This is a genomic window from Pseudanabaena sp. FACHB-1998, assembly GCF_014696355.1.
Taxonomy (GTDB): domain Bacteria; phylum Cyanobacteriota; class Cyanobacteriia; order Pseudanabaenales; family Pseudanabaenaceae; genus Pseudanabaena.
On sequence record NZ_JACJQA010000028.1, the window covers coordinates 39,663 to 63,389 of the forward strand.

Below are 23,727 nucleotides of genomic sequence, written 5' to 3' on the forward strand. Positions count from 1 at the left end.
AAATCGGTTCCTTCGCCTTAGTTATTAACCATGCTTATCAATCAAAAAAAAGAAGAAACACTCAAGTTCCTGATCTTCTCAATGGGAAATCTCCATCTCGCGATGGGGATCGATAGTGTGATTCGGATTATTCCTTTGCCGCAAATTCACCGTAGTGGTGACAAGTTATTGGGAATTGCTACCTATGAGGGTCGAGAAGTTCTAGTAATCGATCTCTATAAACGGATTTATGGGAAAGAATCACAAATCTCAAAGGGATTTTTGGTCATTTTTGCAGGTCGGCAAAGTTGGTATGGAATTACGATCGCCTCCTTACCGAACGTCCAAGATGTCCCGTTAAGCCTTTTGCAGCCTGTGCCACCAGAATATCGCGATCGCGATACGCTTGGTATCGCTAGCCACATGATGCAAGTCTCCATCCGCAAATCTGAACAACTGCAAACGGTCTTTCTATTAGATGGCGAATTACTTTTAAAAATGGCTTCATAATCCAAATTTTTGAAGTGGCAGCGCATCAAGCCGCCACTTCAAAAATCACCCTAATTCGCTGATGTTATACCAAATCACGAAAGTGTGGCAACACTTTTGTGATTTATAGCTGTGGTCACTTGCATTAGGACAAATCAAAACCCAAGAAACGAGTTGCGGCGCTTCGCGCCGCAACTCGTCTTCTGGTTTTGTGTCCTAACAAGACTGACCACAGCTATAAAAACCAAACCCAGTAAGGTTTTTAAAATGAAGAAATGGCTACGCCATTTCTTCATTTGGTATTACGTGGATGTCGCTGAAGCAAACTCTTGTTTTGCTTCGACAATTTCTTCGGTAATGGAAGAGGTATCAGATTCATGACTATTAGCTAGCCTTTGCTTTTGCAAATTTAGTGCCGCTTGCACTAAACCTTGAAATAGTGGATGGGGACTGCTAGGACGAGATTGGAACTCAGGATGGAATTGAGTAGCAATAAAATAAGGATGACTCGGTAACTCGATCGCTTCAACTAAGCGCCCATCGGGAGAAGTGCCACTAATCACATAGCCTGACTCTAAAAAGAGCGATCGGTAAGAATTATTGAACTCATAGCGATGACGATGGCGTTCGTAAATGACTGACTCCTTATACATTTGATGCACTAGTGTATTGGGGGCAAGACGACAGGCATAGAGACCTAAACGCATTGTGCCACCAAGATTAACCACATCCTGCTGTTCTGGAAGTAAGTGAATCACTGGATTTTTTGACTCGGGCGCAAATTCAGCACTATTGGCATCGGCAAGCTGCCCTACGTTTCTAGCCCAGTCAATTACCGCACATTGCATTCCTAAACAGAGTCCTAAAAAGGGAATCTGATGATCCCGCGCATACTTGACCGCCGCCACTTTACCATCAACCCCCCGATGTCCAAATCCTCCAGGAACGATGATCGCATGGACATCCTTCAGGAATTTCTCGGCTCCATAGGCTTCAATGTCTTCGGAATTAATCCACCGCAAATTGACATTGCTATTTAAGGCGATCGCGCCATGTTTAAGGGCTTCAATTACCGAGAGATAGGCATCGGTCAAACGTACATATTTACCGACGATCGCCACTTCTAGCTGATGCTCAGAACGGTATAGGCGCTCTACAAGGGTTTGCCAACTGCGAAGATCGGGCTGACGTTGTTGCATCCCCAGTAGGCGCAGCACTTGTTCCGCCAAGCCTTCACGCTCCATCGCCAAGGGGACTTCATAAATGCTCTTGACATCTTGCCCTGTCATCACGCACTCAGGCAACACATTACAAAATTCAGAAATCTTGTCTTTGATGTTTTGAGGCAAGGGGCGATCGCTCCGACATACGAGAATATCGGGCTGAATCCCCACGGATTGCAATTCCTTCACGGAATGCTGGGTGGGCTTGGTTTTCATTTCCCCTGCGGAGGCAATCCAAGGCATCAGGGTGACATGCATGTACACCACATTTTGTCGCCCCACATCCTTACGAAACTGTCGAATCGCTTCGATAAATGGTAAAGATTCAATATCACCGACCGTGCCACCAATTTCTACAATCACGAGATCGGGATTGCCATTGTTTGCCACGCGATGAATACGCTCTTTGATTTCATTGGTGATGTGAGGAATTACCTGCACCGTCCCACCTTGATAATCTCCACGACGTTCTTTATTGATCACACCCTGATAAATCGCCCCAGTGGTGACATTGCTCAGCTTGGACATAGATGTGTCCGTAAATCGCTCATAATGCCCCAAATCGAGATCGGTCTCTGCGCCATCTTCGGTGACAAAAACTTCCCCGTGCTGAAAAGGACTCATCGTACCGGGGTCAACGTTGATATAGGGATCAAGCTTTAGAATTGCAATGGAATAGTCTCTTGATTTAAGCAATCGTCCCAAACTTGCGGCAACGATTCCCTTTCCGATACTAGAGACAACACCGCCAGTCACAAAGATATACTTAGCCATAAAATTTCGTTATTAGGATGCAATGGTTTTTTGCTTCATCAACCATGCTCAACAAAGTGATTATATAGCAGGAATCTCATCTCATCGCTTGAGTTATTATTCCCCCAAAATAATGGCGGCGCTTCGCGCCGCCATTATTTTCAGTAGAACAAGAAATTAGTCTTACTCCCCCTCTCCCTTAATGGGAGAGGAATCTGGGGGGTGAGGGTGATATTCGTTACACGTAACCTCAGTTAGTAACTCAACTATTTGCGCGATCGCATTTTTATCTTCACTTTGCTGCATGTTTTGAATATATTCGTCTTGACGCTTAGCCAGATCGGCGATCGCCTTCAGCAAACTCTCACTCGTTAAATTTTCTTCAAACAGAACAGCGCTATAACCCCTTGACTGAAAAGACTTAGCATTGAGAATCTGATCACCACGACTCGATAGCTTGGATAAAGGAATAAGCAAATGGGGCTTGCGTAAAGTAAGAAACTCAAATACCGCATTAGCGCCCGATCTAGAAACTACCAGATCAGCAAGGGCAAGAACATCGGCAAGTTCAGCTCCTAAATATTCAAATTGACGATAGCGAGGATGGGCTTGCAAAGTATGATCGAAGTTACCTTTGCCGCAAGCATGAACGATTTGATAGGTTTGGGTAAGATCATCTAAAACAGAACGTATCGCTTGATTAATTTTTGCGGAACCCGAACTACCACCAATGATCAAGAGAACGGGTGATTGATGATCAAAACCACATAATTCTCTAGCTTTTTCAGCATTACCATTAAAGATATCCGTGCGAATCGGTAAGCCTGTATGCTTGACCTTATCTGCATATTTGGCTAAATGTTTTACAGTTTCGGGGAAGGTAACACAAACTTTTGTGGCAAAGGGAATAGATAGACGATTGGCTAAACCTGATGAGAAGTCGGATTCGTGAATCACGACAGGAATACGTTGCAGCCAACTGGCAAAGATCACAGGAACGGTGACAAATCCACCTTTAGAGAAAACAACTTGAGGCTTAATTTTGGCGATCGCCCAGTAAGCATCAAAAATCCCCTTGATTACTTTCAAAGGATCGATAAAGTTTTGCCAATCAAAGTAGCGGCGGAGCTTGCCTGAAGAAATGCCATGATAGGGAATTCCCACTTGAGCAACTAATTGCTTTTCGATGCCATTTTTTGAGCCAATATACTCCACTTCCCATCCATTTTCCTCCAGACTGGGAATAAGGGCTAAATTAGGATTAACGTGACCACCAGTACCTCCACCTGTTAGGACAATTTTTTTTGGGGATAATTGTTGATTTGGCTGACGGGGCTGATTACTTGCGCTCACGATGATTAATAGTCTCTAGATATATTGTTAAGCGGAGATTTTTTTAAAAGTGTGGCGAAGACACACTTTTAAAAAGTTAGTTCGTTTTGAGCGCAAAGCGCTGCAATACCGTAATTATTGTAATGATCCTATGGCTATTTTGAAACAATCAAAGTAAGTGGGCTTAATTAATTGTTATAGCTGTTGTCATTCTTGTTAGGAGACAAAACCAGAAGAAGCGAGTTGCGGCGCGAAGCGCCGCAACTCGCTTCTTGGGTTTTGATTTGTCCTAATGCAAATGACCACTATCTAACGATTAATCTGAAAGCACAAAATAGCTATGCTATTTTGTGCTTTCAGGGGAAATTCTGCATTAGAAAATCAAATAACCGATGGGCTATTTCTAACTTAGAACTGAGGGGCGTAGATAGATTATTGCCATTTTTATCAATGAATGTAGCTTGATTGGTATCTGTACCAAAACCAGTTTGGGAACTATTCACAGCATTAGCCGCGATCGCATCGAGTCCTTTACGTTTTAGTTTATCTTTTGCCGCAGTTACCACTTCCTCCTCTGTCCCAGTTTGGGCAGCAAAGCCGACTAATATCTGGTCAGGACGCTTATGAGGGGCGAGATCGGCAACGATATCAGGAATATATTCGAGTTCTAGATTTAAAGGCAATTCTGATTTGGGTAACTTGCGATCGCTAGTAGATTTAGATCGCACATCACCAACAGCAGCAGCAGCGATCGTGATATCAGCGTTAGGGAATTCTTCAAGCATGGCTTGGTGCATTTCTGCGGAAGTGCGGACTATCCTCACCCCTAGTCTCTCTCCCATAGGAAGAGGGGAGTTAGCTGTATTTATGAGGGTAACTTGTGCGCCACGATGGATGGCAGCTTGAGCGATCGCAATCCCTTGCTTACCTGTCGATGGATTACCGATAAAGCGCACAGGATCAATAAATTCGCGAGTTCCCCCTGCATTAACTAAAATTTTTTTTCCTTTCAAATCCTGTTTCCCTTTTGTAAATAAGAAAGATTCTAGATATTCTAAAATTATTTCGGGTTCTGCCATTCGCCCAGTACCCACCGCATCACAGGCGAGAATCCCATCCGTCGGTGCGATCGCTGTATAACGTGCATCTTTTAATAACTTTCCCCAATTCTCCTGCACTGTGGGTTGTAGCCACATGGTCGTATTCATCGCTGGCGCAAAGAGAATCGGACAAGTGGAGGCGAGGACAGTATTTGTGAGAAGATTATCCGCCATGCCATAGGCGAGTTTAGCTAAGGTATTTGCGGTCACAGGCGCGAGCAAAAATACATCTGCCCATTCTGCTAATTCAATATGTAGTGGTCTTCCATTTGTCGGTTGCCAAAAATCAGAATCAGTATAGGCAGGTTGGCGCGATAATGTCGCAAAGGTAAGGGGTGTAACAAATTCCGCCGCCGATCGCGTCATGATCACCCGTACTTCGATACCGCGTTTGGCAAGGCTAGAAACTACTTCACAAACTTTATAGGCGGCAATACCTCCAGAGATTCCAATTAATACATGATTCATGACTATGTTGCTTATATTTTTAAGCCTTAAAAATTTGCTCAGGAGTTAGCTTTAACTCAGTAAATAGTAAAGATTTAATTATTTCCTCACCTCGATAAATTGTTTCTTCGTATAGCCCATCTTCGAGCAATAAAACCGTCACTTGGCGATCGCTAAAATCGATAATCCAATATTCAGGAATCTCGATCGCATTGTATTCTGCTCTTTTCTTCCGATAGTCAATATTGCGAGTACTATCGCTAACGATTTCTACCACTAGAAGTGGAACTGAATCAGTTAATACTGCCTCGCGGAATCGCATATCTTGCCACTGATCCGATGTAATTACCACCACATCAGGAACCCGACAAGTAATTTTGCCGCCGACTCGCCCCGTTTGCACCGCAATTAAATCTTGTTTAGAAACTAAAGGTAACTGTAAACGTTGAATCTCTACACGAAAGTTATCATTGACAAATTCACTCATGCCACCATGAATTCCTGTAGGCTGCGCCATCGCCACTAATTCCCCATTTACTAATTCATACCTTGTATCGGTTCCATCATCGTAAGCAAGATATTCCGCCAGTGTGAGCAAAGGATTTGCAACAATCATAGCCACATTCTCCTGAACGATAAGTTAACAGAGCCTAGTTACTCTTTATTATTTGCAATGTATTTTCAATTTTACAATAAACTCTATGGCTGACTGCTAAATTCAGAATTACTGATGATTTCTTGCGATCGCCAATCAATTTCAGCGACTTTGAGCTTATTAGAAGAAGTATATAACACCGACAATCGATTGTTTTTAATTGTCGAATAACCGTTAAATCGATCCACCTGATCGACCAACACTTTAAAACTTGTACCTGCGGCGTTAGAGATAGCAATTTGTTTCTGATCACTATCATTAATGCGTTTATCGTTGTTGGTATCCTTATCCACTAACACATATAGAAAGGCAACCACGGGAACTGACTTCTCTTCAGTATTAGTATTCAAAATGGAATTATTGACTATGGGAGTAACTTTGGGAGCTAAAGCGATCGCGGATAGGAATAGTCCTTCACTTTTAGCTCTCAACCAATAGGAACGCTTTTGAGTAGGGTCAAAAAACATATAGTTTTGGATAGAACTGGATTCTTTAGAGCCTACCCTATAGTCGTAGTCTTGAATTAGATGTAGGGGCGCTTGGAGGATTTCTGATCCTGTAATCGGTGTAAATGTGCCAATTTCAGTCTTGGCTTTAACTTGATCATTTTTCGCAATGTTAATGACACTGTCAAGTTCTCTGGTTTTCGTAGCTTGTAAAATGACAAAAACGGCGGAGGCTGCTAACAAGACAGTGGCAGGAAGTCCAGCTATCAAAATAATTACAGCATTGATGCGCCAAATATAGTGAAAGATTCGCCGTGATTTCATATTTGCTTCTGGATTGACTGAGGTGTCGGCAGTAGAGCTAAACTTAGTTATTTCTACAAAGACTTGCCATGCAAGCCTTTGTAGAAATAATTAGGGCGCGACATAACCTTGAATATTTTCAGGACGTAAAGGGCGCATAATTTGATTCGCACGTACTACCTGTTGATCTGTACCTTGGACAACGATTAGATATTTCCCTTCATCCAGACGATTTCTCATCGGAACGGAATCACTGCTAGTAGCTACACCCACACCGCCACCGACAAAAAGACTACCCATCGCACCGCCAAAGGCTCCTAGCAATCCACCGATCGCATGGTTGCCAAAGCTCCCAGCCCAAGCAAAAGTATGTAAATCAGTGACGAGGCTAAATCCCACTCCTGCGAAAAAGCCAAAGGGAACTAGCCAATAGGACATAAAAAAGGCTTGTTTGCGACCTTGGACAAGGGGATCGATAAAGCCGAATTCTTCAGCACTCTTATAACCCTTACCCAAGATCGAAATAGCTTCCATCGGAAAGTTCGCCGATTCTAACTGTGTGTAAACTTGCTCCGCCTTAACGCGATCGCTCCAAACACTAACCAAATAGTTCATATATTCTAAAAAATTGCTAATAACTTCTAGCCAATATCCTATAGCGCAAAGCGATCTAAATAAATTAGGCTCATCCAATATTTAAATGAAGTGCCGCGCTCCGCGCGGCACTTCATTTAAATATTGGCGAGTTCTAAAATTTTTTGCCAATGCGCCTCAGACACGGGAACGACTGACAGGCGGCTAATCCGAATCAGGTCAAACCCTTCAAAATCAGGATCTTGTTTAATTTGAGCAAGGGTCACAGGCTGAGACAGCGATCGCACAGCTTTTACATCAACTACCGCCCGTTTAGGATCATCAAGTTTGGGGTCAACATAGGGCAAGCTCACTACCTCCGCAATACCCATCGCTCGACGTTCATCGCCTGTGTGGTAGATCAGAGCTAAGTCTTGAGGCTGCATCGTGCGGATATGCTTGAGCGCCAGATTATTATTTACGCCATCCCAAATCGTCTGGAGATCGCGTTCTAGGTCAGCATAGGAATAGACATGGGGTTCACTTTTAAGCAGCCAGTAAGCCATGATTTTGGATGAAAGTATTTAGAGAAATGTTTGCAGATTATTAAGGATTGATTGTAACCGCGATCGCCTTTCTTCTTGGTCAAGATTGAGATTATCCTGAAGATATTTAATATCAGTATAAATATCCACTAATTGCAATCCTTGCCCATTAGAATCATCCGCTAAAACTGGCGTAGATAATTTCTCGAAATTTAGAACTGCGGTTTCCGTTTCTAGTTGTTGAATTGTTTGTTGCATATTTTCGATCACCCCATACATTTCCAGAGGATCGAATATTTTTAGCAAACTCGTTTGAGTAATAATTCCCAAACCATTACCCCAATTCCACGATACGACCATCCGACTAATGCGCCGCTTAGTCATTTCCTGATGGGCTGTCCATAGAGAATCTTCGGGACTCAGCAAAAAAAGAGGCGTACTCATAACCGTTGCGGCGGTGGTATTTGCCAAATCAATATTGAAAGCGTGAAACTGCACAATATCTCGCTCCGTAACAATTCCCACGGGTCTTTGATTGCCCTCTTGATCGGTTTGGATAATCACTACACAGCTAACTCGATTTTCGTTCATTAACTGCACCAGTTCCAGAATTGTCGCTTCTAGATGGGCATGAATTACGTTGCTGGTCATAACATCAGCCACCCGTCGAAACTTTAACAAATTAGCAGGGCGCAAAATATGGCGAATATTTTCATGGGAAATTACGCCAATTAATTCACCTTGCTCATCCACTAAGGGTAGATGCCGAATTTGATAACGACGAAATAGAAAGAGAGCCGCAAAGATATCTTCTAGCGATCGCTGTGGCATGGTAATCACAGGCGAAGTCATAAAATCGCCTACTAGCGCATTTTGAAAATCAATTTCTTGAGCCGTTAGTCGAACTACATCTCTGGCGGTCAGGATGCCTACTAAGGATTGATTTTGCTTGACTAAGACACAGCTTGTGCGTAGCTCAATTGAAGGAGATGGATTAGTTTGAGATGGACTAGTTTGAGATTGATTAGTTTTAGTAAGGGGAGCATCTAAAGAAGCAGTTGAAGAAGCAATTGAAGAAGCCGATAAAACTATTGTGTTTAGGGATACCTCGCGATTTTTTAACGAACAACTGGGAGAGTGGGATTGACTAATCAAAGCGATCGCCTTTAGCAAGGGCGTAGCAGGAGTGACAATCAACGGAGAATACTCAATTATGCTGGTTAAATCAGGAATCCAATCAAGGGGAGTATCAAGTTGCATAGTCAAATTAATCTCAAGGAATAATTAGAAATGCGCGGCAAAGCCGAACATTTCTAATTATTTAGAAACACAAAATAGCTTAGCCATTTTGTGTTTCTAAATAATTACTGAAAGTGAATAATAATTCACAAAAAAGCGAGTAAGAAGACAAATGTAACATAAAGCACCAAACCCCAAATAATATTGATTTTGAGGATATGAAGGTGTATTATGAGAGAAATGTTACAATTTATCGCCTCTATTTTGCTCTATATATAGTTTTAATATTAAATATGGTGAAAAAAGTTTAATCTATATCTTTTTGGTAACTAACTTCAGAGATTCGCGGCGTTTTTCCATAAAGTCGATCTAATACGCGCTTTACGGAAATGCGTTTCCACATTTGTCCTCTCTTAGTGGTGTATCCTTGTTCATTCAGCCAGTCTGCGATTTTTTGTAATGACTTACCTGATTTGTGATGACGACGAATGAGGTCAACTACTTGGGATTCCTCAGGATCTTCCACTAGCTCTCCATCAAGCGATCGCTGACCGAAGGCAGGTGAACCGTAACCCACGTAACCTCCTAATGCAGCTTTTGCTTGTCTACCCCGTTCTAATCTTTCCCATACCGAAAGCTCTTCTGAACTGTCTTCTATCATCGCGATCGCAATCAAGTAATCAGTACAATTATCTTATATCTTACTGCAAACCTGACACTGTCACCATTTTTTTAGAATTTTTTATGGGTGGTAAGCACTCTCATTCAAATTTCTAAATAGTGATGCTTTTGTTGATTTTTAAATTAATTTTTTAAACAAGTTAAACATCCATGAGTACTGCTTCCTTTATTCCAGATCAAACCGAATTCGATCAGCTACGCCTTAGTAGCGCCCTTTTAGTGGTGGACTGCACGGCAACTTGGTGCGGACCTTGCAAAGTGATTGCGCCTTTCATCGATCAATTGGCTGAAAATTATAGTGATCGCGCTAAGGTCATGAAGCTTGATATTGATAGTAATAAAGCGATCGCCAAGCAATATGGACTCCGAAGTATTCCTGCGGTACTCTTTTTTAAAGGGAGTGAATTGCAAGAAACGGTGGTTGGGGTGAAAACCTATGAAGAGTTTAGCCAGACTTTAGAGAAATATCTATAGAAATTATGTCTCTATCGGGACTTTCAAAAGAATAGGCAAGGCTTTGCGCTTTTTTAAACCCCTAAATAAATTTTGCAAATTCTTACTTCACAAGCGTTTGCAAAAATTTATCAGTACTACACAAGTCTCTATGTCTACGTTTTAAGGTTTAGATCCCCCTCAGTCCCTCTTAAAAAAGGCGTTAATATACTTGACGCACCAAATATCTAGAACCCCCTCTAGCTCCCCCTTGAAAGGGGGAGAACTCAGACTTCCCCCCTTCCAAGGGGGGACTGAGGGGGGTAAGAATTTGTAAAGTGTGTCAAGTATATTAACGCCTTAAAAAGGGGAAAGAATTAATCAAATCCCCCTTTTTAAGGGAGATTTAGGGGGATCTCTGGTAACTTACGATGTGGTGATAAAGCGTAGAATTTATAATCCTCCAAGAAAAAAATATCGACTAAGTAAGCGCATCAGATAAGTACATGATCACGACAGTTTTAATTGTTGATAAGTCCGAAATTATGCGTCAGCAATATCATCATTACTTAATCCAAGAGCGCCCCCATGATTATTTAATTTTAGAAGCTGATTCTTTATCTAAAGCAAGGGATATCTGTAAACTAAAAAAGCCTGATGTCATCTTATCAGGACTGCCTTCTATCGATAAAAGATGGGAGTTTTTAGAATGCCTCCATCATCAACAACACTTATTGCCAATACTGCTGATAGTCGATCAAGCGGATGAAAAGTCAGCCGCAAAAGCTAATAATGGGGGAATTCAAGATTATCTAGTTAAGGAATATCTAAATGCCGATCGCCTGTTGCGATCAATGGATAATCTTTTAGAAAAGATGCGTTTGGTTAATATATTTGCCGATGCCTTAAAACTCCGCAAACGCTCAGAAGAAGTAATTATCGAAAGTGTAGAAAGATCGCGGCGTTTAATTGAATGTTCCGATGATTTGATCTGGTCTAGCGATCTTAACGGCAAATTTATCTATCTATCACCACAATTTACTGATCTGTTTGGATGGGAGCCTAGCGAGTGGATCAGTAAGTCGATGACCGATATCATTCATGCAGGCGATCGCCTACGGTTTAAAGAAAATTTCAATCAGCTAATTGTAAACAATGATATCCACAGGGAAAGTTTACCGATTGAGTTTAGACATCAGCAACGTGATGGTAGTTATGTGTGGGTATCTTCTAACATAACCTTGATCAGAAATTCTCAAGGAGAAGCGATCGCCGTGCAGGGAATCCTCAAGGATATTAGCGATCGCATTGCCCTAGCCTATGCCATCCGCGATCGGAAGCAAGTAGAATCAAAACTCCGTGAATCCAATGAAATTCTCTCAGTCGTTAATCATGAGCTAATGAAAGCGACTCAACTTAAAAATGAATTTCTTGCCAACATCAGCCATGAGCTACGCACACCCTTAAACATTGTTTTAGGATTAATCGAAAGTCTCCAAGAAGGTATCTATGGCAGCCTTAGTGATAAGCAAAGAAAAGTTATTCGTACTATCGAAAACAGTAGTAATCATTTATTAGGGCTAATTAATAATATTCTGGACTTCTCTCAAATGGAAGTTGGCTATTTAGAGCTAAATCAAACTAAGACTTCAATTAGTGATTTATGTAAAGATAGTGCAGAGTTTTTGAAGTTTCAGGCGGCGAATAAATCTATTCAACTAAGTATAGAAATCATGGAAAATCTGCCTGATCTTTTCATAGATGAAAGGCGAATTCGCCAAGTTATCATCCACTTACTGGACAATGCCCTAAAATTTACGCCCAAACTAGGGAAAGTAATTTTGGCGGCTAGTTGTGACAACTCTTGGATAAAAATTTCTATTACCGACACAGGTATCGGTATAGCCCCCGAAAATCTCAACAAATTATTTCAGCCTTTCATTCAGCTCGATAGCAATCTAAATCGTCGCTACGATGGCACTGGCTTGGGTTTAGCCATAGTTAAACAGATCGTCGATGCTCACGGCGGCAGGGTAGAGGTACAGAGCAAGATTGCTTTGGGTAGTTGTTTTAAAGTATTACTACCTATAAATAATACCAAGACGAAAAATGCTGTTGGGTAAGAGACCTTTTAGGTTTGAGGAGATTGATTGGAGCAAGCCAAAGCCCAGAAGAAAAATCCCAACATAAACCCGTAATCCAACCACTCTCCAAGTCTTTGAAAAGTGCGCTCAAATCACCAACAAGTTAAGCTCATCTATAGCAATGTAAGTTTTGCTTAGGACATAAAACCAAAAAAGCGAGTGGCGGCGCTTCGCGCCGCCACTCGCTTTTTTGGTTTTGGTTTGTACTGACTAACTCTTGATTTGCTATAGGTAATTCCAATTAACCAAAGTGCCGACACTTTGGTTAATTGCAGCGCTTTGCGCTCAATCACAAACCCATCATGTCAAAATTAATAGAATAGATTTCTGTCCCAAGATAATTAAAGTGATGACCGCCATAGAATTTGCCGATCGCCTAGCCATAATTGCCACCATGCACCGTAAGGAACTTGCGATCGCGCCGATCTTACAAACATCTTTAGGAGTTAAAATTACCGTCCCCCAAGATTTTGATAGCGACTTGTTTGGTACATTTACTCGCGATATTGATCGTCCTGCTAACCAAATCGAAACTGCCAAGATTAAGGCGAAGAAAGCTTTAGAAACAAGTAACGTAGATCTCGCGATCGCTAGCGAAGGAAGTTTCTTTCCACATCCAATTTTAGGTATAGCCTACAATCGGGAACTGGTTTTATTGCTAGATCAAAAGCATAATTTCACTGTATATGGGGAATCCCTCTCTGCGGGTACAAATTTTCGACATCAAGAGATTTCTAGCTACGATCAAGCCTACGAATTTGCGCTCAAAATTGGCTTTCCTGACCATGCAGTTGTCTTAAGTCCTGACGCTCAGACATCTGCTAAGGAATCCATATATAAGGGAATTAATTCGATGGAACTTCTTCAGGATCATGTAAGGGAATTACTGAGAATATATCCCACAATTCATATAGAAACGGATATGCGAGCGCTCTACAATCCCACCCGCATGAAAAATATTGCCAAAGCGACCGAAGATCTTGTTCGCAAGTTGCAACAACTCTGTCCAAATTGTAATTTTGTAAATTTTGATATCGTCAAACGTTTAACAGGCTTATCCTGTGAACTTTGCGGCTTACCAACTCCAGCTACTCGCGCCCATTTATACCAATGCGATCGCTGTGAGTTTCAGCAAGAAATACTGTTCCCCGATGGAATTCAATTCGCCGATCCCATGTATTGCTCCTATTGTAATCCTTGAAAAATCCTCTTATACCAAAGAACAAAATGGCTAAGCCATTTTGTTCTTTTATATCTGTGGTCAACAAAATTAGAAGACGAGTGGCGGCGCGAAACGCCGCCACTCGCTTCTTGGGTTTTGATTTGTCCTAATGCAAGTGACCACAGCTATAAAATCCTTACTGGGTTTGGTTTTTAATTCACAAAACTGTGACAACACTTTTGTGAATTGTTTTTTTCTATTTTTGCTGACTTTTTAATTGCTCGATCTCGCGGATTACTCTGGCTTGACTAGAGAGCAAATGAGTACTGAGAGCTTCTAGAGCTTTCTCAGGATTTCTCTCCATGATCGCTTCATAAATTTCCCGATGTTCAGTACGGATTTCCATTACCTTGAGATTTTGCTGTACTGTTTGCATTCTTAACAACGCCATTTTGTCGAATAGCTGATCGAGTAAGAGCGTTAGCCAAGGGTTTCCCGAACATTCAGCGATCGCCCGATGGAATTGATAGTCAATATGCAGAAGTTGATAGCTCGTAAGTTGATTAGTTTCTTGGATAATCGCCTTTTCCGCCATTTGAATAGCTAACTCAATCTTGTCTAGCTGTTCGGCGCTGGCTTTGGTGCAAGCCTCAATTACTGATTCCTTTTCTAGCACCAAGCGACAACGATAGAGATTTTCGGCATCTGCTGTCGAAAAACTCACTACGCGCAAGCTGCCATTTTCATCGGCGACAACAAGCTGCTCCTGTTGCAATTGCTGTAAAGCTTCCCGAATAGGGGTACGACTAACTTGGAGTTTTTCCGCAATCTGAGTTTCGACCAAACGGGAACCAGCCAGAAATTCACCTGACAAAATAGCGGAACGCAAAACCTGATAGGTTTGTTCGCGTAAGGATTGCGGACGTTGAATAGGGCGAGGCGAAGAAAGCACCAATCAGTAATCTCCTAAAATACTTGGTTTCTATCACACCTTAATATAGCAATCCTAATTTCTTTTGTGAGAAAAACAAGGGGCTTAAGCCCCTTGTTATAAGTTTTTGTTTCTCAGGACTCATTTAGGATGGCTATAGGCTGGGTTTGACATTAATCGACATCAATATTTTCTATGATTTTGCCTATTAACAGATCCGCCTAAACTCTGAAAGTTGAAGAGTTGGTGATGTCAAGAGTTGCCCAACATCACTAACTCTTCACGGGGAGAGAGTACTTGTATCGCAAATGACTTTTATGAAATGATTTTTACTTTTGTATACAGTATATTGTATTCACAAAGCAATGCTTAACATATCTTAAGGAATAATTCGATTCATGGTAGCTTTAATCCCTAGCTTGAGCCAAAACCCTACCCAGCCACAAAACTTAATTTACAACTTAACTATTAATAGCGATCGCCTAAATCAAAGTCTGGAAGATCTCGCGACAATTGGCAAACTGCCTAATGGTGGGGTTTGTCGCCTTGCCTTTTCTCAGGAAGATATTCAAGCTCGCCAATTAGTCAAAACTTGGATGCTCGAAGCAGGAATGACGTTACGAAGTGACGCAGTTGGCAATATTATTGGAACCTATGCAGGAACAGAACCAAACCAAGCCGCATTGGCGACAGGCTCCCACATTGACACCGTCCCCGTTGCAGGCAAATACGATGGCTGTTTGGGCGTTTTGGCGGGAATCGAAGTGGCGCGAGTGTTACAAGAGAACCAAAAAAGGTTGCGTCATCCCTTTGAAGTAATCGTTTTTGCCGATGAAGAAAATAGTGTGATTGGCTGTAAGGCGATCGCGGGTACGGCTCCCACCGATCCTGAAAAATATCGCCGCAAAGATGGGACAGATATTCAAACCTGTTTGAGCAATGTTGGTGGAGATTGGGACAAATTAGCCACAGCCAAACGCGATCGCACAGAAATTGCCGCTTTTATCGAACTCCATGTAGAGCAAGGCGGCGTACTCGAAGCCCTAGACAAACAAGTCGGCGTAGTCACAGGCATCGTCGGACAATATCGCTTCATGGTCACGATCATTGGTCGTCCTAACCACGCAGGCACAACCCCAATGCATATGCGGAAAGATGCCCTCGTCGCCGCCTCACAGCTAGTCCTTGCCATCAATCGTCTAGGCTTAGAAACGCAAGGCGAACAGGTCGCTACAGTGGGGCATTTAACGGTTGCGCCCAATGCTACGAATGTAGTGCCAGCGAGAGTCGATATGAGCATCGATTTGCGGGATCTCTCCGACGAAAATTTGCAATATTTAATCGCCCAAATTGTCAAAGAAATTGAGGCGATCGCCCAAAATACAGGTACAGAAATCACGATTGAGCAGAAACTCCATGTAATGCCAACGCTCGCGAAACCTGAACTAATGGCAACCATCGCAGAAGTTTGCCAAAACCTCAATCTTACCTACGATTATTTACCCAGCCGTGCGGGACATGACGCTCAAGAGATGGGACGCTTCACCGATATGGCAATGATTTTTGTACCGAGTCGTGATGGGATCAGCCATTCTCAAGACGAGTACACTTCTCCTGAACAATGCGCTCAGGGCGCAAATATTCTATTGCATACGCTTTTGGCGATCGATCACAGTTATTAAAAAACGAACCTATGCCCACACTCTTAGTCAAAAATATTCATACTCTAGTCACGATGGATCGCGATCGCCGCGAGCTTCATAACGCCGCCATCTTTGTGAGAGACAATGCGATCGAGCAAGTGGGTTTAACCAGCGAATTACCCGAAACTGCCGATGAAATACTGGATCTGCAAAACAAACATATTGTCTTACCGGGGTTAGTTAACACCCATCATCATTTTTATCAAGTTCTCACCAAAGTAATTCCTGCGGCTCAAAATTGCGATCTTTTTAATTGGTTACAAACTCTCTATCCGATTTGGGCAAATCTCACTTCCGAAAGCATTTATATCAGTTCGCAAATGGCTGCTGCCGAATTGATGCTCTCAGGTTGCACCACCGCTAGCGATCATTTATACATTTATCCCAATGACTGCAAACTCGATGATGAAATCGCCGCCATGCAGGAAATTGGAATGCGCTTCCATGCCAGTCGCGGCAGTATGAGTGTGGGCGAAAGTCAAGGCGGACTACCTCCCGATCGCTTAGTCGAAAAAGAAGCCGATATCCTCAAGGATTCGCAAAGATTGATCGAGCAGTATCACGATCCCTCACGCTACTCGATGCTCCGTATGACCCTCGCGCCCTGCTCACCCTTCTCTGTCTCCCCCGACCTGATGCGCGAATCGGCAAAAATGGCGCGTTCCTATACCAGTGTGCGCTTGCATACTCACCTTGCCGAAAATAAATCCGATGTCGATTACAGCTTAGCCAAATTTGGGATGATTCCAGGCGACTTTGCGGAGTCGGTGGGATGGCTCGGTAACGATGTCTGGCACGCCCATTGTGTGAAATTAAGTGATGACTCGATCGCCAAATTTGGACGCACAGGTACAGGCGTGGCGCATTGTCCCTGTAGCAATATGCGTCTTGCCAGTGGCATTGCCCCCATCCGCAAAATGCTCAATCATCAAGTTCCTGTGGGGCTGGGCGTAGATGGTTCAGCATCCAATGACACAGGCAATCTATTGCAAGAGGCGCGAACTGCCTTTTTATTGGCAAGGGTAAATGAGTGCGATCCCACATCCATGAGCGCTAGGGAGATTTTAGAAGTAGCAACTCTTGGCGGTGCAAAGGTCTTAGGGCGCGATGACATTGGCTCGATCGCTCCAAATATGGCGGCGGACTTTATTGCGATCGATATTGAGCGATCGCAGTTTGCAGGCGCACAACATGATCTCGTGTCAGCGCTGATCTTCTGTCCCGTGCCTTCAGTAGATTACAGCTTTATCAACGGCAAGAAAGTCGTTGATCGTGGTCAGTTAACAACCCTTGAATTGCCCATGCTAATCGAGAAGACCAACAAAATTGCCCGAAAGTTAGTTGCATAAATAAGTTTTGAAGAATATTCCCTTGGAATATTCTTCAAAACTTATTTATGCAGAGGGGTTGACGAAACACCCTTACTATCTGCTATATTATTAAAGCTGAAAAGCAAGGGCGCTTAGCTCAGTTGGTAGAGCGTCTCGTTTACACCGAGAATGTCGGGGGTTCGAGTCCCTCAGCGCCCATAAGTCACAGATACACAAAATAATTGAATAGAGGCGCTTCGCGCCTCTATTCAATTATTTTTTTAAGCCATCACCCCTAGCCACTCTCCCTCGGGAAAGGGAAGCAAAAAATCTAATGTTTATTCTCTTCTCCTGCGGGAGAAGGGATGTTGCAGGTATATGAACACCTTTTATTTGGGATTTACTGTTTTTCTGATTAGTTCTTTGACTACTGTAGCTAGGTGGGAAAGCTTTACTGGTTTAGTTAGATATTCATTAGCTCCCGCTTGGAGACATCTTTCCCGATCGCCTGACATTACCAAAGCAGTTAGAGCGACGATGGGTATATTTTGGATGCTAGCATTTGACCTAATTTGCTGAATTGCGCTTAAGCCATCAAGCAAAGGCATCTGAATATCCATCAGAATTAGATGCGGTTTATGGGCGATCGCCAAGTCAATTGTTTCCTGTCCGTTAGTGGCAAAAATAAGACGGTAGCCACGATTTGTTAAATAATCAGCAAAGGTTTCCACATTAATCGGATTATCCTCGGCTAATAAAATTAAAGGATTAATCTGATTTTCTGCATCTAAATCTAATTTATTGGGTAAATCCTGATCTTTGTCGTTAGTTCGGTCTAGGGTTGGCGCTTGAAGGTCGCTATTAATAGATTTTATGTTGCTGTTATAGGGTAAATGTATCGAAAAACAACTACCTTGATTTACTTGACTAGTTACGCGGACGCTGCCGCCATGCAATTCGGCAATTTGTTTAACTAGGGTGAGTCCTAAGCCAGTGCCAGTATATTGACGACTCAGACTGCTATCAATTTGTACAAAAGTTTGAAATAGCTTACTTATATTTTCGGGAGCAATGCCAATGCCTGTATCGGTTACAGATAAAACTAGATAATGAGGATGATTTGGTGAGGGGCTACTATCTGGTTCTGGGTCAATAACTTTTGCTTCTAGATCGATTTGACCTCCCTGCGGGGTAAATTTCACGGCATTACTTAGCAAATTAATCAAAGCCTGACGCATTCTCCTCTCATCAAGATTCATTAATACTAAATCGGATGGAATTGACAGCCGAACTTGAATATTCTTCTGATTTGCCATTTGCTTGACAAAGTTCAGGCTGGTTTTACACAAGTTATCAATTCCCACAGGTGTAATTTCGAGATTGAGCTTGCCAGCACCAATTTTAGCCACATCTAAAATGTCGTTAATTAGTTCTAAAAGATGTCTTCCACTATTCTCGATGAGCGTAAGCGATCGCCTTTGTCGGTCATTCACCTCCCCAAATACGCCTGTACTCAAGCCTTCAGACATCCCCAAAATGGCATTAAGGGGAGTTCGTAATTCGTGGCTCATGTTGGCGAGAAATTCATCTTTTAGCTTGGTGGCGCGAGCTAATTCGCTATTGGTACGCAACAGTTCTTCGTTAGTTTTAAGGACAATTGCTTCCGCTTTTTTGCGATCGCGAATATCCCGCACAATGCAAGCGAGGGAGAGGGTTTCATCTATCCAAGAATCTTGGATAGGGAAAGCGCTAAATAGCACAGGTATTTCCTCATGGGTCTGACAATGCCTGAGACGCAGTTCTCCTTCCCAAGTTTGATCATGGGTGATTAAATCAATGATATTTTGCTTTAATTCTTGACGATCTTCTGGAAAATAGAAATCTAAAATGGATAATTTACGCACACTCGATTGGATGCCTAATAGTTTTAGCCCTGCGGGATTGATGTAGTTGATACGTCCATGGCGATCGGCTAAGGCAATAAAGTCGGTACTATTTTCTACTATAGCCACTAGCTTTTGGCGTTCCGCCATTTCCACAATTAGCTGCTGGTTAGCAAATTGCAATTCACGGGTGCGTTGTTCTACTCTGGACTCGAGCTGATAATTGAGTTGATGGAGTTCATCAATGGCTTTCTCCCTTTCTATCTCCGCACTTACTCTGGCTGCAAAAACTTGTAACATCGCTTTTGCACGTTGAACTTTGACAATGGGTTTATCATCCATTACACATAGGCTACCTACGGCTTCACCTTTGCTATCGATGATCGCAATCCCCACGTAAGAATCTACGCCCAAATCATTGACGACTTGGTTATAGGGAAATATTTCTTTGAGTTTTTCTGAACAAACGAAGCAGCCTTCTTCAATAGTCTTACCACAGGGAGAATCAGACAAAGGAATTTGAGAACTTGGCAAAAATTTACGATCTATCCATGCTATTTCCACCTTCAGAGAATCATTTTGACGCTTAGTGACAAATACATTTTTAACATTTAAGGCATTGCCAATATATTCGGCTAGAGCAGGTAGGAAGTTATCGCCTGTTTGGGCGGCGGCTCCTTCCACTAAGCTTTGCAGAGATTCTTCAGCCTGTTTGCGATCGCCAATATTTTCCACTACTCCCACAAAAAGAGGTTCTTTAGTAGTTTCATCCATGATCTTAGAACTGGTAATCCTTACCCATACGGGATAACCATCGCGATGGATGAGTCTTTTTTCCATTTGATAACTTTCGTGATGATCGTATAAAACTAGATCTCGCATTCGGAGATTTTCGGCAAGGTCCTCAGGGCTGGTGATATCAGTAAAGCGGAATGATTGTAATTCTTGCTCGGAATATCCCACTAGTTCTTGATAGTAAGGATTAGTTCTCACAAAATGTCCGTTTAGGTCGGTGATGGCAATGCCGATCGCCGATTTCATAAACATCGCATTTAGGAGGGATTCACTAGCTTTGAGGCGTTGTTCACTTTGTTTTAAATTGTTTTCAGCAAGCTTGCGATCGCTAATATCGCGGACTATGACTAATACTTCATTCTCTCCACAAACAGCAATTCGCACTTCTTGTATATGCAATTTTCCATTGATATAGATTTCTTGATCGTAGATTTGAATCTCTCCTGTGGCAAGAGCTTTGCGGATATACTCCATTCTCGTATTAGCGAGATTACTTAATAACGGAAAATCAGCAATATTCTTCCCAATTAAATCTTTACTGCCTAAAGCTCCAAAGAAATCAGGAGCAAAGAAATCTAAATATATGCCATCACCAGACATTCGCATAATTAAATCTGGTAGAGCATTAATTAAGGCTTTCTGTTTGCTTTCACTTTCTCTCAAAGCAATTTCAGTTAATTTGCGCGGAGTGATATTAACACCAATCCCTAAGACAGCCCTGCTAGAAGCACGGGGTAAAGTAATAGGTGTTTTTGACCATTGAAGCCAGCATTTTTCTTGATGAGGGAAAGAACTTTCTTCTTCACTAATCAATAGTGGCTGATTTGTAGATAGGACTTGACGATCTTCTATTTGGAACTTGTTAGCCGTGGCAGGATCATCTTGGAAGTCTAGATCAGTCTTGCCGATCAGATTTTCAATACTTGTTTCATAAAAATCTGCGATCGCTTGATTTGCCATCATGTACTCACCTTGATTATTTTTGACAAATATCAAGTTAGGTGAGGCATTAATTACGGTGCTAAGAAATTCCTGTTGCAGCAACAATTCCTTTTCCGATTGCTTCCGCTCAGTTATATCCCGAGCTACCCATAAAACTGTTTCCCTACTTAAGGGTGAAACAATAGTTGAGAAACACTTTTCTCGACCTTGCACAGGAATACAATAATCAATCTGTCTACTTTGCTGAGAAGCTAAGACTTCATGGATAGTGGCTAAAAAACTGTCAGCCGTTGTTTTTAAAAAGAGTTCATCCAATCTCTTGCCAATCATTGAGACAGTTTCGGGATGATTAGGGAAGGACTTAATATATATGCCTTGATGATTAATCACGAAGATATAGTCCTGCATATTCGCAAAGAGATTGCGAAGTTCTGCTTCAGATTCTTGTAAGGCTAATTGAGCATTTTTGCGATCGCTAATGTCTTCGGCGATCGCCGCCATGCGATCGCATTCACCTTTACTATTATGCAGAGGAAAGCATTTACCGTAGATCCAGCGCACCGTGCCATCAGGTCGAATAATCCGATATTCGTGATTAAAAAATCCCGTATTAACGGTTAATTCGTAGGCTTTATTAAAATGATGGCGATCTTCAGGATGAATCGCATTCATCCAAGAGTGAGGATCTTCGTAGAGGCTTTCGGTAGATAATCCCCATATTTGGCTATAGGCTGAGTTCACATACAGCAGATGCCCTGTTTTAATGTCACGGATTAACACTACGCTCCGATTATTGTCCGCGAACTGCTGAAACATATCGTTGCTGTCAATTAAGGCTGCCTTACTTTCCTGAACTTGACTTTCTAAGAGCTTATTGCGACTTTCTAATAGTTCTAACTTCTCTTGCTCCAGTCGTGACATTTTCGATTCTAACAAGGAAACTAATTTATAGACTTCCTTGGGTTGAAGAGTTTTCAATATATCGGATTGGGTAATAATCCCTTGCATCAGTCCGTCGTTATCCGTGATCACCAGATGATTAACTATTCTCTCTTGCATGATTTCTCTGACTCTCCAGAGACTGTCATTCGGACTTACAGAAATCAAGGGAAAGCTCATGACTGTATGAGCGGGAGTATTGGAGAGATCTAACTCAAGGGCTAAGCATTGGACAATATCACTTTCTGTAATGATGCCGAGAGGGTATGAAATCTCTTCACGATATTCATTAATTATAATTGAACTAACTTTATGAATTGTCATTAAGTTGGCTATTTCCGAGACAGATTCTGTTGCTTCTGCACAGATCACATTGGCAATCATGATCTCTTTTGCTTTTCGCACTTGCAACATATCAATGGGATGGAGCAATTGCCTTAAGCTTTCATGGGTGACCAGTCCAGATACCTCTCCGCGATCGTTGACTAGGGGTAAATGACGAATTTTGTGTCGCTGAAAGCGATTAAGGGGAACTAATAGATCGGTAAATTCCCATTCTAATAACGAATGCACAGGATAAACCATTACTTCCGCGATCGCGGTTTGGGCTAAATTTTGATTTGGGTAATTGGGATTATCTAAACTGCCAGATTCACTTTGACCACAAAAACTCACTAGATCTCTTTCTGTTAAAATTCCAATTAGTTTTTTATCCTCAGTGACCAGCACGCAGCTAGTTTGAGCATGAGCGAGTTGTAAAGCGATTTCTGAGTTAATATCACAACTAAAATCGCACTGATTGCCAGTACTCATCAACGCGATCGCATCGGCAACTGTCGCGGTTGGCGCAATAGTTAAAGGATTACGAACAATTGCCTGTTCGATAGTTACTTCTGGACTGGTTACAGACATAAATCCTAATTTTAAGTTTGTATAAAAGTGCTGTCAGCTTTTACCCCTTGGGTATAAATTCTACTTTAATTTATTATCTTTTTATCAGATTTTTTATGTATGGCTTTTCCTACGATCTTCTTAGTAACTGATGTTACGTGGAAGTTTCCAAGACCCTCACCCCTAGCCCCTCTCCCAAAAGGGGAGAGGGGAACAAGAAATTGTCTTACTCCCCTTCTCCCTTAATGGGAGAGGGGGCTGGGGGGTGAGGGTTCCACGTAACATAAGCTAGTAAATAAATCTCGCTTAAATAATTTATGAAAACCTATGAATGCAGATAAACTTCAGCCTTGGCTGCAAACAGAACTATTACAACATATTCAACTACTGCTTTATAGTTTTCATCACTGGACAGGAACCGAGCTAATCTCCACCAGCGATCGCCAAACGCCTCTAGAAATCGCGAAGTTGTTATTTAATGCAGACTTTGTATTAGTCTCTCACGGAACCCAAGCCGATCCCGTTCTCAACTATGGCAATCAACGCGCTTTGAATCTCTGGAAAATGGATTGGCAAACCTTTATCTCTACTCCCTCACGCTATACTGCCGAACCTATCGAGCGAAGCGATCGCGAAAAACTATTAGCACAAGCAAAAACTCAGGGCTATATCAGCGATTATCGAGGGATTCGGATTGCTAGCAATGGCGATCGCTTTTATATCAACCAAGCAATTATCTGGAATGTTGTAGATCCAGAAGGCAAACTTTGTGGGCAAGCCGCAACTTTTCGCGATTGGGAAACGATCTAAAAGACAGTGGCATATTAAAA

Annotated in this window: 18 protein-coding genes and 1 tRNA gene; 8 read left to right on the forward strand and 11 right to left on the reverse strand. The window is 42.2% G+C overall.

The genetic code is table 11. From position 1 onward, the window contains the following. Positions 1–30: 30 nt before the first annotated feature. Entirely contained in the window at positions 31–489 is a 459-nt protein-coding gene (locus H6F42_RS11660; RefSeq protein WP_190399538.1) for a chemotaxis protein CheW, read from the forward strand. Positions 490–770: 281 nt separating this feature from the next. Here the strand turns inward: H6F42_RS11660 and H6F42_RS11665 are convergent, their stop codons facing one another. The 9 genes from H6F42_RS11665 to H6F42_RS11705 form a co-directional block, all read right to left on the reverse strand. Then, positions 771–2,465 carry a CTP synthase gene (locus tag H6F42_RS11665; protein ID WP_190399539.1) on the reverse strand — a complete coding sequence of 565 codons (1,695 nt, stop codon included), beginning with the start codon at positions 2,463–2,465 and terminating at the stop codon, positions 771–773. A 162-nt stretch (positions 2,466–2,627) separates the two neighbouring features. Further along, complete coding sequence (locus H6F42_RS11670; RefSeq protein ID WP_190399540.1) at positions 2,628–3,797, reverse strand: undecaprenyldiphospho-muramoylpentapeptide beta-N-acetylglucosaminyltransferase; 1,170 nt, start codon at positions 3,795–3,797, stop codon at positions 2,628–2,630. A gap of 335 nt (positions 3,798–4,132) precedes the next feature. Further along, positions 4,133–5,344, reverse strand: a complete 1,212-nt coding sequence (gene coaBC / locus H6F42_RS11675) for a bifunctional phosphopantothenoylcysteine decarboxylase/phosphopantothenate--cysteine ligase CoaBC (protein WP_190399541.1) — start codon at positions 5,342–5,344, stop codon at positions 4,133–4,135. Between the two features lie 19 nt (positions 5,345–5,363). Further along, on the reverse strand, positions 5,364–5,939 hold the full coding sequence (locus H6F42_RS11680) for a Uma2 family endonuclease (protein WP_190399542.1): 576 nt from the start codon (positions 5,937–5,939) through the stop codon (positions 5,364–5,366). Positions 5,940–6,022: 83 nt separating this feature from the next. Further along, positions 6,023–6,748, reverse strand: a complete 726-nt coding sequence (locus H6F42_RS11685) for a hypothetical protein (protein WP_190399543.1) — start codon at positions 6,746–6,748, stop codon at positions 6,023–6,025. A 90-nt stretch (positions 6,749–6,838) separates the two neighbouring features. Continuing rightward, a complete protein-coding gene (locus H6F42_RS11690) occupies positions 6,839–7,342 on the reverse strand; it encodes a hypothetical protein (protein WP_190399544.1) in 504 nt (167 codons plus the stop codon). A 116-nt stretch (positions 7,343–7,458) separates the two neighbouring features. Continuing rightward, entirely contained in the window at positions 7,459–7,866 is a 408-nt protein-coding gene (locus H6F42_RS11695) for an EVE domain-containing protein (protein ID WP_190399545.1), read from the reverse strand. An 18-nt stretch (positions 7,867–7,884) separates the two neighbouring features. Further along, positions 7,885–9,105 carry a CBS domain-containing protein gene (locus H6F42_RS11700; protein ID WP_190399546.1) on the reverse strand — a complete coding sequence of 407 codons (1,221 nt, stop codon included), beginning with the start codon at positions 9,103–9,105 and terminating at the stop codon, positions 7,885–7,887. A gap of 286 nt (positions 9,106–9,391) precedes the next feature. Continuing rightward, positions 9,392–9,745, reverse strand: a complete 354-nt coding sequence (locus H6F42_RS11705; protein ID WP_190399547.1) for a recombinase family protein — start codon at positions 9,743–9,745, stop codon at positions 9,392–9,394. Positions 9,746–9,915: 170 nt separating this feature from the next. On the opposite strand from H6F42_RS11705, the gene H6F42_RS11710 reads away from it, so the two are divergent. The 3 genes from H6F42_RS11710 (at position 9,916) to H6F42_RS11720 (ending at position 13,542) form a co-directional block, all read left to right on the forward strand. Beyond that, the gene (locus tag H6F42_RS11710) at positions 9,916–10,239 is read left to right on the forward strand and encodes a thioredoxin domain-containing protein (RefSeq protein WP_190399548.1); all 324 of its coding nucleotides are present in this window, start codon (positions 9,916–9,918) and stop codon (positions 10,237–10,239) included. 464 nt (positions 10,240–10,703) lie between these two features. Further along, positions 10,704–12,320 (forward strand): ATP-binding protein, encoded by a 1,617-nt coding sequence (locus tag H6F42_RS11715; protein ID WP_190399549.1) that lies wholly within the window; start codon positions 10,704–10,706, stop codon positions 12,318–12,320. A gap of 370 nt (positions 12,321–12,690) precedes the next feature. Further along, positions 12,691–13,542 carry a DUF6671 family protein gene (locus H6F42_RS11720; protein ID WP_190399550.1) on the forward strand — a complete coding sequence of 284 codons (852 nt, stop codon included), beginning with the start codon at positions 12,691–12,693 and terminating at the stop codon, positions 13,540–13,542. 217 nt (positions 13,543–13,759) lie between these two features. Here the strand turns inward: H6F42_RS11720 and H6F42_RS11725 are convergent, their stop codons facing one another. Next, complete coding sequence (locus tag H6F42_RS11725) at positions 13,760–14,458, reverse strand: GntR family transcriptional regulator (RefSeq protein WP_190399551.1); 699 nt, start codon at positions 14,456–14,458, stop codon at positions 13,760–13,762. Between the two features lie 374 nt (positions 14,459–14,832). On the opposite strand from H6F42_RS11725, the gene H6F42_RS11730 reads away from it, so the two are divergent. From H6F42_RS11730 to H6F42_RS11740, 3 genes are all read left to right on the forward strand, one after another. Then, the gene (locus H6F42_RS11730; RefSeq protein WP_190399552.1) at positions 14,833–16,116 is read left to right on the forward strand and encodes a Zn-dependent hydrolase; all 1,284 of its coding nucleotides are present in this window, start codon (positions 14,833–14,835) and stop codon (positions 16,114–16,116) included. A gap of 11 nt (positions 16,117–16,127) precedes the next feature. Then, positions 16,128–17,486, forward strand: coding sequence for an 8-oxoguanine deaminase (locus H6F42_RS11735; RefSeq protein ID WP_190399553.1), 1,359 nt, complete (start codon positions 16,128–16,130; stop codon positions 17,484–17,486). A gap of 107 nt (positions 17,487–17,593) precedes the next feature. Then, positions 17,594–17,666, forward strand: a tRNA-Val gene (locus H6F42_RS11740). Positions 17,667–17,836: 170 nt separating this feature from the next. On the opposite strand, the gene H6F42_RS11745 is transcribed toward H6F42_RS11740, so the two are convergent. Continuing rightward, positions 17,837–22,918, reverse strand: coding sequence for a PAS domain S-box protein (locus tag H6F42_RS11745; protein WP_190399554.1), 5,082 nt, complete (start codon positions 22,916–22,918; stop codon positions 17,837–17,839). Between the two features lie 306 nt (positions 22,919–23,224). On the opposite strand from H6F42_RS11745, the gene H6F42_RS11750 reads away from it, so the two are divergent. Further along, complete coding sequence (locus H6F42_RS11750; RefSeq protein ID WP_190399555.1) at positions 23,225–23,707, forward strand: MEKHLA domain-containing protein; 483 nt, start codon at positions 23,225–23,227, stop codon at positions 23,705–23,707. Positions 23,708–23,727: the final 20 nt, after the last annotated feature.